10 protein-coding genes and 1 pseudogene are annotated in these 11,679 nt (G+C 33.0%); 7 read left to right on the forward strand and 4 right to left on the reverse strand.

The features are described from left to right. Positions 1 to 185: 185 nt before the first annotated feature. On the forward strand, positions 186 to 1,139 hold the full coding sequence (locus ACIQ7N_RS01930) for a protein kinase family protein (protein ID WP_402929899.1): 954 nt from the start codon (positions 186 to 188) through the stop codon (positions 1,137 to 1,139). A 416-nt stretch (positions 1,140 to 1,555) separates the two neighbouring features. On the opposite strand, the gene ACIQ7N_RS01935 is transcribed toward ACIQ7N_RS01930, so the two are convergent. After that, positions 1,556 to 2,287, reverse strand: coding sequence for an HAD-IIB family hydrolase (locus tag ACIQ7N_RS01935; protein ID WP_402929901.1), 732 nt, complete (start codon positions 2,285 to 2,287; stop codon positions 1,556 to 1,558). An 84-nt stretch (positions 2,288 to 2,371) separates the two neighbouring features. Between ACIQ7N_RS01935 and ACIQ7N_RS01940 the strand changes: the two genes are divergently transcribed. The 5 genes and pseudogenes from ACIQ7N_RS01940 (at position 2,372) to ACIQ7N_RS01960 (ending at position 5,941) form a co-directional block, all read left to right on the forward strand. Then, a complete protein-coding gene (locus tag ACIQ7N_RS01940) occupies positions 2,372 to 3,034 on the forward strand; it encodes a Crp/Fnr family transcriptional regulator (RefSeq protein ID WP_132359409.1) in 663 nt (220 codons plus the stop codon). Between the two features lie 496 nt (positions 3,035 to 3,530). Next, a pseudogene (locus ACIQ7N_RS01945) lies at positions 3,531 to 3,916 on the forward strand (hypothetical protein); the annotation flags it as partial. Between the two features lie 236 nt (positions 3,917 to 4,152). After that, entirely contained in the window at positions 4,153 to 4,539 is a 387-nt protein-coding gene (locus tag ACIQ7N_RS01950; RefSeq protein ID WP_402929903.1) for a hypothetical protein, read from the forward strand. A 611-nt stretch (positions 4,540 to 5,150) separates the two neighbouring features. Then, positions 5,151 to 5,570 carry a DUF4183 domain-containing protein gene (locus tag ACIQ7N_RS01955; RefSeq protein ID WP_402929905.1) on the forward strand — a complete coding sequence of 140 codons (420 nt, stop codon included), beginning with the start codon at positions 5,151 to 5,153 and terminating at the stop codon, positions 5,568 to 5,570. Positions 5,571 to 5,620: 50 nt separating this feature from the next. Beyond that, positions 5,621 to 5,941, forward strand: a complete 321-nt coding sequence (locus ACIQ7N_RS01960) for a DUF4183 domain-containing protein (RefSeq protein ID WP_142508441.1) — start codon at positions 5,621 to 5,623, stop codon at positions 5,939 to 5,941. A 483-nt stretch (positions 5,942 to 6,424) separates the two neighbouring features. On the opposite strand, the gene ACIQ7N_RS01965 is transcribed toward ACIQ7N_RS01960, so the two are convergent. The 3 genes from ACIQ7N_RS01965 to ACIQ7N_RS01975 form a co-directional block, all read right to left on the reverse strand. Further along, a complete protein-coding gene (locus tag ACIQ7N_RS01965; RefSeq protein WP_402929907.1) occupies positions 6,425 to 7,333 on the reverse strand; it encodes a DMT family transporter in 909 nt (302 codons plus the stop codon). Positions 7,334 to 7,499: 166 nt separating this feature from the next. Then, positions 7,500 to 9,140 (reverse strand): sensor histidine kinase, encoded by a 1,641-nt coding sequence (locus ACIQ7N_RS01970; protein ID WP_402929909.1) that lies wholly within the window; start codon positions 9,138 to 9,140, stop codon positions 7,500 to 7,502. Beyond that, positions 9,137 to 9,838 carry a response regulator transcription factor gene (locus ACIQ7N_RS01975; protein ID WP_402929911.1) on the reverse strand — a complete coding sequence of 234 codons (702 nt, stop codon included), beginning with the start codon at positions 9,836 to 9,838 and terminating at the stop codon, positions 9,137 to 9,139. The genes ACIQ7N_RS01970 and ACIQ7N_RS01975 overlap by 4 nt, the downstream gene beginning before the upstream one ends. A 693-nt stretch (positions 9,839 to 10,531) precedes the next feature. On the opposite strand from ACIQ7N_RS01975, the gene ACIQ7N_RS01980 reads away from it, so the two are divergent. Beyond that, the gene (locus tag ACIQ7N_RS01980) at positions 10,532 to 11,581 is read left to right on the forward strand and encodes a DUF418 domain-containing protein (protein WP_402929913.1); all 1,050 of its coding nucleotides are present in this window, start codon (positions 10,532 to 10,534) and stop codon (positions 11,579 to 11,581) included. Positions 11,582 to 11,679: the final 98 nt, after the last annotated feature.

Below are 11,679 nucleotides of genomic sequence, written 5' to 3' on the forward strand. Positions count from 1 at the left end.
GCCATTCAATAGGAAAAAATGATCTTAATGATTCAGAGCTTTTATATCCCATTTGTTTAATTACATCACTTAGTTTATTCGGTGGAATACAATCTCTATTTTTTTATATACAATTGTAAAAATATTCTATAAAATAAAATTGCAGATTTAACATCCAGGTAAGGGTAAAGTTTATGGAGGTTGAGATGGATAATCAAAAAATAATGCTTATATGTAGTCATTACGACGTTACCCCTAAAAATATTGATATTTTTAGAATGGGTGAAAGTGTTTTAGCAAAAATTGAAGCAGAGTATACATATATCTTAAAAGGGGAACAAGCAAGTAAAACCTATTGGGAACAATGTTGTAATTTTGCTAATATTCTATCAGAAAAAGGGATGAATGTTTCTCAATATGTAAAATCTAAAAGTGGTTTTTACGTTGTAGAAATTGAGGAGAAAGTATATTCATTAGAAAGAGAACTAAAGGGCGAAATAATTGAAACTATAACAGATGCAGAACTTGTTGAAATCGGTCGTTTGTTAGGTGTTCAGCACTTCATCTCGCAGCAATTATCAACTCCATTCAACACAGCTACTTCTTGGAGTTTATTTGGTGGAAATCAATCTGATGCAATTGGGGATTACGATGAAAATGAGTTAAGCTTTATAGACTTTAAAAAACAGTTTAAATCGCACCCGATCTTTACTAAAATAGAATCTTTATATAATGATTATCGTCAAAGATTAAAGTTAATTTGGGGTTATTTACCACAAGGAGCGATTCAAGGTGATTTTTGTTATTACAACATGTTAAAACAAAATCAAGGGAGTCTAGCAATTTATGATTTCAATCTAGCTGGAAATGAAGTTTATTTAAATGAATGTATTGCAGTTGGCGTATATCATGCTTGGCATGTTCCCTACGAAGGTAGATTAAATGGAACGGAGCGATTTAAATTATTTATTGATGCATATAACAAAGAACGCCCCTTAAATGAATTAGAAAGAACTTATGCTGCTTACACAAAAGCCATTATACGCGCGTTTCGTTTTGACAGAGTAGAAGATGGTATTTTGTTAGAAAGTAAAGAAGAACAAGATTTATTTTTACAGGAAACGTTACATATACTTGAAGAATTAGGATTTAATAATTAGTGATTACTCGATTGTAACTTTAAATAGTTTTATTAAATTATTTATCCTTTAAATGAGAACAACTATCAAAAGCATGTTTTGATTAATCTTTTTCAAAACATGCTCATATATACTTATTGCCCAGTTTATTTTTTATAAGAAGATATTGTGCCGGAACGTGATTCACAAATTGACTTTTGTACAAGGGTCACTTTCATTTCAAGACCCTTTAATTTTAATTACCTATCAAAAAGCTTCGGTAGTTTTGTCAGTATACCGTTTAACGCATAAGTACTGATATTTCACTTTTGTTTTTTCATAAAGTACAGCGCTTAACAGGCTTTAATTAAGACATAAAATGGAAGTAACCTGTTATTCCTGAATAAATCCTAAACCCTTCAATATTTCTATTATTATGTTGCTGATATTGAAATGTATTATTTTAAATCATATTCTCTCATTAGTTCACGAATCTTCTTCGCTACGCCAACTCGTTCAACAATGTCATTCGCATAACTTTTCACATCATTACTCCCAACACATACACTATGAACCGCATGTTCAAACAAGCATTGGTCATTGCTATCGTTCCCAAAAGCAACAAACTGTTGAATGTTCAACGTATGTAGTCCTCTAACTTTATTAATCCCTAGAGGGCTAATGTCGATGGCATGCTCAGTTTTATAGTGTGTGACTAGGACCGGAAATGCTTCAAGCACTTCTAACACTTCCTCATTTGGTTGGAATAAAACTAATTTGCAGACTGGTAGTAATTGTTCCAACGGTATGTTCGTTGAATTGGTTTTATCGATATTTCGATAAATAGGATGGTCAATATCACCTGTAAAGGAGTAATCCCACTGACCATCTGCTAAATATTTCAACTGATGTCGATGAATAAGTGTGATGAGTTTGTCCAATATTTGTTGTTCAAAATGTGTCACTTGAATTTGCCCATGATCATACGTAAATGTTCCATTTCCTCCAACTAATAGACCTTCATGAAAATCCTTTGGTATGATAGGTACTAAATCACGAATTGGTCTAGCTGAGGCAAAAATCACTTGATGCCCTGCTAACTTTAATTCTTGAAGTGCTTCAATAATTTCTCTATCAATACTTTTACCATCAAAGCAAAGTGTTCCATCTAAATCGAATACAAAGTTCATTTAAATCCCTACCTCTTTATTAATTAACTATAACTATATTAAAATTAAAAATATTAATACAGGACAGATGTCTCGGAGGAAAAAATGAATCAAAGTTTATTTAAATCTATTTATAACTACACTTTTACACAAGAACTAACTCCATCCCTTATTGTATGTCCTTTCCAACCAAATGAATACATTTTAAAAGCAGGAGACCAGATAGACGGATTATATTTTTTACTGTCAGGAAGGTATATGGTATCAAGTTTAGAAGTGACTGGGAAAGAGTTATTATTAAGGTACTGCCAACAGCCCTCGATTATGGGCGATATTGAAATATTTACAGATTGTTTAATTGTATCTAACTGTATCGCTGTAGAGCCATGTGAAGTTTTAATTATTCCATTAGACGTGTACGAAACTCATTTAAAATTTGATAGTAAATTTAATCAATTATTATTAAAAGAGTTAGCATATAAGCTCCTAACTTGCACAATTTCATCTAGAGTTAATGCGCTTTCTCCAGTAAATGTACGTTTAGCAGCTTATTTATGTACTGTTGAATCTCCAACACATGTCAATCAATACATAAAAACAAATTCTTTAGATGATGTTGCCTCATTAATTGGTACTACAAAAAGACATATAAATCGTATCCTAAAGGACTGGTCAGAACAAGGGATTATCAGTCGCGAAAATAATGCGATAGAAATTTTAGATTGGGCTAAGATGAAAGAAATTTCCGAAAATGTACGCTTTGAATAAACATGGAAAAACAAAACTTCATAAACCAAATTCTGAGGTGGATTCTTAGTTTGATAGTTGAATTAAATAAAATCCCCGTTTTACATTTAATACAGAGGTTTTGTTTCCAAACTTTTAATAAACAGTACAACTTATTTTCAAACCTACAATGTATCCTTTTTTAGAAAGGGGACTGGGACAGAACACGATGATTATGAAAAACAGCGAAAATAGATAATAACTTTTCCGCTTCAATGAGTAGAGTATTCCTTCCTAAATCAAAAAAATGTTAGACCGAAATACAATCAGTCTAACATTTTTTCTTTTTGTCCCAGTCCCTTTCAATCTTTCTATTATAAATAATTAAATATAAAAGGAGAAAAAAATAAAAAAAGAAATATCCTTAGCTATGCGCGCTAAACGATTTGCCTTTCAGAGTGATGTTGTTTTGACATGAGGTTAGAATAAAAATACCTCATTAACATATTTTTTGATAAGAATCCATTTTAAAAAAAAGATCATTAAAAGTCGCGATACCACCCTCATTTGTGTACTAGGCATCTTCATGCTAGCAATTTTTGCTACAGGCGATTTAACTGCATCCATTAGTGGGGTTTTTAACAGTTTTATTTATGCCATTAAAGAATTGTTGTCGATCATTCTCATTATTTCTATTATCGTTGCCATGAGTCGGGTGATGATGACTTCTGGTATTAATGAGGTCATGATTGCTCCTTTTACAAAAATCATTAAAACACCTGCACTAGCTTATTGGACGATTGGTCTGTTAATGATGTTTATTTCGTGGTTCTTTTGGCCATCACCGGCTGTGGCACTGTTAGGGGCGTTTTGTTACCTGTTGCTTTACGTGCAGGCTTACCAGCACTGGGAGTACCGAACGCCAACAAAAGAATCTTTTTGAATACATAAGACAAATTCCTATTCTTAGCCCCGGAACAATATGCTCAAAGTGTTCACTAAATAATTTCTTTCCTCACCTACAAACTAAGTTGTCCTCTTTTATTTAAACAAGAATCATCAAGGAAATTAAAGTAATAAATTAATAAAAAGTTCATAGTGTATTAGTGAATCATTCTTTAGTGCTTGTAATTGATGGAAAATATAACAGGGGAATGGCTATGAGCATTGAATTTATTACACTAGCACCAACATTATTTCATGTGTTGAAAGCGGGCGGATCGAATAAGCGCATTGTTTATGGACAAGCTATATCAAACACAAATGGTATAGCTACATTTTATTTTACAGACAATGCATTAGCTAATGGCAATCCACTGTTATCAACCATTGACTTTGCAGTTTCAACTGTATATTCTACAAATTCAACGATAAATTTAAGACTGAGAGTACAAATGAGAGAGAAGAATATTACTTCAAAATATGTCTCTGCTAATATTACAAACATTAGTGGTGTAACCGTATTAGGAATTAATGTATTAGGTTCGGAAAATCCAATAAGTGGAGTTATTGTAGATTTTATGATTGTAGGCAGTTTTGATAGTTAAGCGAAAGAGACGAAGAGTTTGTAGTTGGTTCAAACAACTTCAATTTGCGGAATGTTATAACTTTACTCGACACGTTAAAATCTATAATTTAAACCGTTTTATCATTCTCTTTACGTTTCTTCAAAATACGAATAAATCCTTTTCACGCCAAACAGGTTCACCTATTAATTGACACCCCCCATAAAATTACCTTCCAGTATAATATCTTTCTTATAAGAACCAGCCATTTCAAAGGGCATTTAGCTGTAGCGTGTTGCGCTACGGCTTTTTCATTTATAAACAAAATAAAATCTACAAAAGCTTAATTCTTCAAGACTCATCTATTGCAAATTCCTTTAGACTTATTCTTTTTTTTTGCTTTTTTAACAGTATTTCTATCACTTTTCGCTTGTATAAAACGCCACTTTAATCGCTTTAAGGTAATTCAAAAACCTATTTTTTCGTAAAAAAATTGATTTAATTCTCTTTTTATAGACTAAGTGCCAATCACCTTCCCATTCTATTTCATAAAATATAGTAAAAATAAGATAATTTTTTTTGAAAATCTTTCTTTATAACAAATGCCTATACCTTACGGGGTCAAAAACATATGAAAAAGGGAGGTGAAAAAAATGGGAAAATTGGACCCGCTAAAATTGATTTGTGACAGTTGTTGTGAAAATAACCGAATTTTTTGGCCCCGTTTAAAAGCTATTGATGTAGGTTCTATTCAACCTCCTCCAGTTATTATCCCTGAAGGAACTATTATTCCAATAATAAATAGATATTTTTATATTGTGACAGATGATATTGATTTAACAAACGGAATAACTCTTCCTGCTAATTTATTTACTGATGATAATGGCGATCCAGTAACAGAATTCAAGCTTTTTAATCCCAATGGATATGTCAATCTTTACATCAATGCTGTGATGCAAGAAGGCGGTGCTTATAAAGTAACCCCGGATTCGTTAATCCTTAACTCATTTAATACAACTATTTTTGCCGGAACTCCAATCATTATTGAATCATTAGGTTTCCAACAAATGTGATATGAGAATCTACTAAATTATTCTTTTTCCCTTGAAAGGAGGTGAAAAAAATGGCACTTTCAATTATTAATATTCATGTAAACGTTAATGGTACTTCCACACGATTTTTTGATGTGTTAGCAGCAGATTTAACAGTTGCTGACGGTACTACAATCCCAGCGACTGCCTTTTTAAATGATAGTGGAACTGCTGCGACTGCTTTCCCAGTAGTAACACACGGCTACTATAATTTCTATATAAACGGTGTATTACAAGAAGGTGGATCGTATACAATTTCTGCAACAGAGTTAACTTTTAACGGTGTTACTGGTACGATCTCAGCCGGAACTCCATTAGTAGTAGAAGCTGTCGAATTAGTTACACAAACTTAGTGATTAACTTTTAACTAAACGTAAGTTGAAAATCTAGCCTTTCTTCTACCTTTTGTACAAGGGTCACTTTATTTCAAGTGACCCTTGTATTTATCATTTCCTATCAAAGCTCCGATATGAAGTCGTTTATATTTTTAACCTTTCTGACCTTTTTAATAGCACTCTAAGGCTGAATACTGTAATAGACTCGTTTTGGTTTTACTACAAAGTGTTTCTAATTGAAAGTAACCTGTTATTCCTTGAGGACCTGTTACTACCTGATATGTAAACTTTCTTAATTTGAAGTGATCCTTTTTAGATAATCTAAAATATAGAAGAAACCCACGATTTAATAGAGATTGATCAAAATACGTGGGCTTGATTTGTTATGACTTTGGTTTTTATTAATAACTTTGATTAAAAATCCCAGAATTTAAAAAATGTAATCACTATCTTGACGAACTCTAGGAATTGTAGTTAAATGGACTTCTTCTGTAACCTCGGTTAGGACTCTTTTTGTATAACTTTAATAGGAGCACTTAATTTGATTTTTTGACTAGTTATATAAACTCCTATAAGGATAAAAACTAATCCAATGATTAATCTCCAACTTATATTTTCATTTAAAAGGAAATATCCCCAGAAAATAGCTGATACTGGCACTAAGTATGTAGATATGGAAGCGAAGTTAGGACTTCCTTTTTGAATTAAGTAAAAGTAAAGTAAATAGGCTATACCTGATCCAAATGTACCTATTCCAATTAATGCACCTATATGATGCCACGATATTTTAGTTAAAATTTGAATTGGCTCTTCTAAAAATAGAACTATGACACCACTACATATGCTACCGACTAATAATGTACCTAAAGAAATTTGGAACATGGATATTTCTTTTAAATAACGCTTTGTTATATGGGTCGCTAAACCATAGCAAAAAGTTGCTATCAACATTGCGACGAAATTTAATGAATCCACTGAAAAAACATTGGATAGATGTATATCTGAGAGTATTAAAATACCTACGAATCCAATACATAGACCTATTATTTGGTTACGATTAGAATGGATACCAAATAATAAAATTCCTAAAACCATTGTCCATAATGGTTGGGTTGCATTTAAAACTGAAGCTAAATTACTAGTCATTTTTTGTTCGCTAAAACAAATAAGTGTCCATGGAATTAAAGTATTTAGTATTCCTACCGCAAACAAAGGTATCATAGGAATTTTCCCACTAAAAGATTTGCGGAAAAATGGTATAAGTACAATAAGTGTTACAGCTCCAAAAGTTGACCGTAAAAATGCTACTACCAAAGGATTGAAATCTGCAACTAAAATTTTAAAAAAATAAAAAGATCCTCCCCAAATAAGACTTAACATAATTAGTGCAAAGTATAATTTACGTGACATTTTTTCCCCTCTTTACTTGGTATCTAGAAATTATATGGATTTTTTTACATAAAATCTATAGATTGATGTGTGTTAAATAGTTATGAAAAAGCTGTTTATATAGGGATACACTTCAACTTCAAGCCTGTTCACGAGTGATTGATTTTCACCCTTACTGCAAAATATTTTAAAGTTTAAATTTCAACACAAAAACTGTACCTCCTGCTCCCGATTGGACACTAATGGCTCCATCATGCAAATCAATTAACTGTTTAGTAATAGCCAACCCTAGTCCTGTACCTGTTGTATCGTCTGTAGTATTTGTCCCTCGATAATATCGCTCAAAGAGGTTATCGAGCTCCTTCTGAGGAATCCCAGGACCTTTATCAGCAATGGTCAGCATAATTTCATTACCGATATTTTTCGCTTCTACACTTACCTTCGTACCATCAGGCGTATATTTTTTAGCATTTGTTATGAGATTATCTAAAATGCGCTTTAATAAAAGCTCGTCCGCTTCCAACATAACATCCCCATATACGTTTACAGACACTTGCTCATCCTCATATTGAGGTAACCATATGTTGAGTGGTAATAACACTTTTTCAAGCTGGATCGCTTTATTTTTTAATTGGTACGTATAGGTTAAATCTTGTATAAGAGCATCCATGTAGGTCGCCTTCTCCTGCATTGTAGTTGCAAAGACGCGCATTTCTTCATTTGTCCACTCATAGTCTTTAGAAGCAAGCATGGATGAATAACCATATATAGAGCTTAACGGTGTCTTTAAATCATGGGATAAGCCTGTTATCCATTCTTCACGTAATTGCTCTGCATGCTTAATTTGTCGTTCATTAGAGTCAAGACGTTCCGATAAGTGATTGAGAGATTCATCAACTGGCTTAAATAACTTAAATTTCCTTTTTAATTTACCTGTCTTTCGATGATGTACCTTCTTATCTCTTACTTTACTGTAATCAAAATGTGAAAGTCGCTCTATTCGAGATAGTATATACAAAAGCGGACGAACAAATTGACGAGAAATGCTAATCGATAAAAAGAATACCCCTATTAACATGATAATACTTTCACCAAAGAAGCTGAAAATAAATAAAAACATTGCATTTTTAAAAGGATCTTCCAAAGGCTTGTATGACGGATTTGGCATCCGTACAACTAGTGTCGAGCCATCCTCCAAAGCAGCATTTTCTATAAACTCTTTATGTTCAAAAATATCATATTTCTCTTCTAGCAATTGAGGCTTATGTAGCTTTTTATAACGCTCTCCAATGATCTCTATCCTATCCCATTGCTCATTATAGATTTCAACAGATGCCTTATTGTCTTGTAAACGCTGAAGTACCTCATTTGAAATTCCTCCTGTAGCTTTCCAATTTTGTAGTGCCTCCTCAAAAAGTGGATGGACAGATGATATAGGTAAAAATAACAAATAATATTTAGGAATCTCCCATGTGTGCATTCCCGGCCGTTGAAGAGCCATTATTTCGTTATCCGTCATTCCACATAGTTCACATGAATCTCCTGTGTAATCAACAATATCCATCGATTCATTGAACAAATATAATTGCCCTGCGTTCTCTTCAGCTCGCTTCACTAAATAATCAGCAAGCTTAATGGATTTGCCTTTTTCTATGACAGCATTATCTTCAATTTCAGAGGAAGTCATTGTATGAATATTGTCACCCATATGAACAATGAGAGATTGAAAGAAAAACACCAAACAAATAATAAAGCCTGAAATGATTAGTAAATAAAAGATGCTGAAATAAGACACAAAACGAAGTGTTAATCTCCTAGCTGGCTTCATGAATGAACATCTCCAACCAGTTTATAACCAATCCCCCTTACAGTAATAATGCAAGTTGGTTTACCCGGATTTTTTTCTATTTTTTCTCGCAGTTTTCGAATATGAACCATCACAGTATTATCATCAAACAAACAGTCACCCCATACACGCTCATAAATTTGCTCTTTTGATAATACTTGCCCTGCGTTTTCACATAAATACTTCAATAAGTAAAATAATCTACCGCTAATAATTTCTTTTGTACCATTTACAGTCACCTCAGCTGCATCGATATCGAATGTAAATCGACTACATGAAAATAAATGACTACTCGGAGCATCTTTTTTCTTCATATATCTGGTAAGCTGAACCTTCACCCTCGCAACAAGTTCAAGTGGATTAAATGGCTTCGTAATATAATCGTCTGCCCCGTTCATAAAACCGCGAAGCTTATCTGCATCACTACCTTTTGCCGTTAAAAAGAAGATAGGCGCTTCACTATGCTCACGAATCATATTCGCCATATCGAGCCCACTTCCATCAGGAAGCATAATATCTAATAGATAAAAATCAAAAACCTTCGTTTTAATCTTATTTTTTGCTTCTTGAACAGTACAGCAAAGTGTAATGTCTAAAAACCCCTCTTTTCTTAAAATAATTTCAATCATTTCCGCAATTGCACGTTCGTCCTCTAACACTAAAATTGACGCATCTTGCATACTATCACCTTCTTTTAAGATTAATTTAAAGTAGTCATTATTTCATAATAAGCTTTCACTATGTATAAGATAACCAATTGAGGAGATTAAATGCAATAAAAAACGTGTTTCCTTTATTGATACTATGCGTGGGTTCGGCCCTTAATAGCTAGTGCTTGTACGGTACAAGATAAATGAATACGGAACAAAAGTCTCATAAAAGAGTGATGTTATCATCATAAAAAGTCATATCCCTCTTATAAAACTTTTTTTCAGTTTTTAAGATTTTATTAAGATGCTCATTATTTTCCTATAAGGTTATGCCCATATACTTACACTATGTAAGGTTACAGGTGTAGCAATAAAACGAGTTTCTTTTATTGATTTATGCAAGGATTTAGGTCACTTAGGATATTACTTGCGAATTTACTTACTGGAAACATAGAAAAGAACATAGTTTGAAATGGGTAACGCGCTAAAAAAGCGTGGTCCATTTGAGTAGATTTTTTTGTGGACGCATAGAAGGAGGGTAATTGAAGTATTTGTCTTTTCAATTACTAACATAATATTTGATAGCTTTTACAAAATAAAAAGAAAAAAGAAATAGCCCTCTTAGTTTAGGTTTCCGACTCAACTAGAAAGACTCCAATGAAGTTGTACATCGTAGAGGTGCTATGCTCTAATAGCAAAATAATGAATTGGGAGATTACATTTTTGGGAATAAAACGAGTTTCTTTTATTGATTGTATGCGAGGATTTAGTTTACTTGGGATATTACTCGCGAATTTGCTTATTTTTCAATTTGGAATCGTAGGGAAGGATGAAGTAAGGGGTTTATCACAGCTTGATCAAGGTGCACTGTACTTCTTAAAAATTTTTGTTGTAGACTCATTTATGCCGATTTTCACATTGCTTTTCGGCTTTTCACTTATAAAACTAGTAGAATCTATACACCGAAAAGGCAGAAAAAGTAGATGGGTAATTCTTCGTCGGAGTATTTTAGTAATCTATGGTGTAACGATCCCTTTATTAATTCTTTTTATCAATCGAAAAGCAAAAACTACATTTATTTGGGCAGGGATACTGTTTGTTACTTCTACTATGCTGTTGTATGGACCAAGTGAGGTCTCAATGAAGCAACAGCAAAGGATTGATACTTATATTGAAAAAGAAGGTCATACATATGTTTATGGTACTTTTGCAGAAACATATGATTTTCGTAAACATGCTGAAAAGCCAGGAATGGACGATCCTTTAGTTTATATGGCTAACGTGATATTTGGATTAGTTTTACATATACCATTATTTTTAGTAGGGATGGGACTAGCCAAAGTACGAGCATTTGAAAATATGGAGCAGGAGAAAAAGTGGTATATGCTAGGGGCACTTCTTGTACCAATTGGGCTGTTGTGCAAGTCTCTAGGACTAATGGAAAATAGTTTTTCTCCTATGTTTTCGATAGGCGGCGCTATGCTATTATCGTTAGGGTATGTGTGTTTTGCTGCCTTACAGTATAAATTTTGGCATACCTCTATTATTTCACAGGTCTTTGAATGTGTTGGTAAACTATCGCTAACAAATTATTTAATGCAATCCATTATTTGTACGACTATCTTTTATGGCTATGGCTTAGGGTTGTATGGAAAACTAGGTGTCTTTAATGGCATTTTGTTAGGCCTTATTATCTATAGTTTGCAATGTGTAGCGAGCTTTTTCTACTTGACGGATTGTAATATTAAGTGCAACACCCAGAAGTCAATATAAAGAAAGCCCATAACGACCTCGTGTAAAATGTAGTTACCACACAAACATTCAAACGGAGGAATCGTTATGAGCTATACCCATCTTACCATATCAGAACG

Origin of the sequence: Lysinibacillus sp. NPDC095746 (assembly GCF_044763535.1) — a bacterium.
In the GTDB taxonomy this organism is placed as follows: Bacteria; Bacillota; Bacilli; order Bacillales_A; family Planococcaceae; genus Lysinibacillus.

Excerpts from the sequence above, each read along its gene's own strand:
- ACIQ7N_RS01930 (WP_402929899.1), top strand. The coding sequence starts at position 186 with ATGGATAATCAAAAAATAATGCTTATATGTAGTCATTACGACGTTACC.
- ACIQ7N_RS01935 (WP_402929901.1), bottom strand. The coding sequence starts at position 2,287 with ATGAACTTTGTATTCGATTTAGATGGAACACTTTGCTTTGATGGTAAA.
- ACIQ7N_RS01940 (WP_132359409.1), top strand. The coding sequence starts at position 2,372 with ATGAATCAAAGTTTATTTAAATCTATTTATAACTACACTTTTACACAA.
- ACIQ7N_RS01950 (WP_402929903.1), top strand. The coding sequence starts at position 4,153 with ATGAGCATTGAATTTATTACACTAGCACCAACATTATTTCATGTGTTG.
- ACIQ7N_RS01955 (WP_402929905.1), top strand. The coding sequence starts at position 5,151 with ATGGGAAAATTGGACCCGCTAAAATTGATTTGTGACAGTTGTTGTGAA.
- ACIQ7N_RS01960 (WP_142508441.1), top strand. The coding sequence starts at position 5,621 with ATGGCACTTTCAATTATTAATATTCATGTAAACGTTAATGGTACTTCC.
- ACIQ7N_RS01965 (WP_402929907.1), bottom strand. The coding sequence starts at position 7,333 with ATGTCACGTAAATTATACTTTGCACTAATTATGTTAAGTCTTATTTGG.
- ACIQ7N_RS01970 (WP_402929909.1), bottom strand. The coding sequence starts at position 9,140 with ATGAAGCCAGCTAGGAGATTAACACTTCGTTTTGTGTCTTATTTCAGC.
- ACIQ7N_RS01975 (WP_402929911.1), bottom strand. The coding sequence starts at position 9,838 with ATGCAAGATGCGTCAATTTTAGTGTTAGAGGACGAACGTGCAATTGCG.